At 48.7% G+C, this 852-nt stretch carries 2 tRNA genes and 2 rRNA genes; all 4 read right to left on the reverse strand.

The features are described 5' to 3' along the window. Positions 1–266, reverse strand: a 23S ribosomal RNA gene (locus QMX91_RS31250); the annotation flags it as partial. Between the two features lie 247 nt (positions 267–513). After that, positions 514–589, reverse strand: a tRNA-Ala gene (locus QMX91_RS31255). Positions 590–618: 29 nt separating this feature from the next. Next, positions 619–695: transfer RNA gene (locus QMX91_RS31260), tRNA-Ile, on the reverse strand. A gap of 81 nt (positions 696–776) precedes the next feature. Beyond that, positions 777–852 (reverse strand): 16S ribosomal RNA (locus QMX91_RS31265); the annotation flags it as partial.

An 852-nucleotide genomic window follows, 5' to 3' on the forward strand; every position in this document is an offset into this window, starting at 1 on the left:
CTAGTCCCCGTTCGCTCGCCACTACTAAGGGAATCTCGGTTGATTTCTTTTCCTCAGGGTACTTAGATGTTTCAGTTCCCCTGGTTCGCCTCTTGCACCTATGTATTCAGTACAAGATAACCATCTTGTGATGGCTGGGTTCCCCCATTCAGACATCTCCGGATCAAAGTCTGTTTGCCGACTCCCCGAAGCTTTTCGCAGGCTACCACGTCTTTCATCGCCTCTGACTGCCAAGGCATCCACCGTATGCGCTTCTTCACTTGACCATATAACCCCAAGCAATCTGGTTATACTGTGAAGACGACATTCGCCGAAAATTCGCAAAACTCTTAAGAGCCACTCACAAATTTTACCTTAGCCTGATCCGTTACCAGTGAAAGTAACGTTCAGTCTATCTTTCTATCACATACCCAAATTTTTAAAGAACGATCTAATCAAAAGACTAGAAATCAGCATTCACCATCACAGCGATGGAATGCTCATTTCTAAGCTTTCAAACTTCAGAAGCAGTGGTGGTGGAGCCAAGCGGGATCGAACCGCTGACCTCCTGCGTGCAAGGCAGGCGCTCTCCCAGCTGAGCTATGGCCCCGTATTTCTACAGGTTTCCCACACAAAAATTGGTGGGTCTGGGCAGATTCGAACTGCCGACCTCACCCTTATCAGGGGTGCGCTCTAACCAACTGAGCTACAGACCCAATTTCGGGCTGCTTCTATCGTCTTCTTCAATGAATCAAGCAATTCGTGTGGGAACTTATGGAGCAGCTGATGTCGTCGATTAAGGAGGTGATCCAGCCGCAGGTTCCCCTACGGCTACCTTGTTACGACTTCACCCCAGTCATGAATCACACCGTG

Origin of the sequence: Pseudomonas sp. PS01299 (genome assembly GCF_029960145.1) — a bacterium.
Classification (GTDB): domain Bacteria; phylum Pseudomonadota; class Gammaproteobacteria; order Pseudomonadales; family Pseudomonadaceae; genus Aquipseudomonas; species Aquipseudomonas putida_A.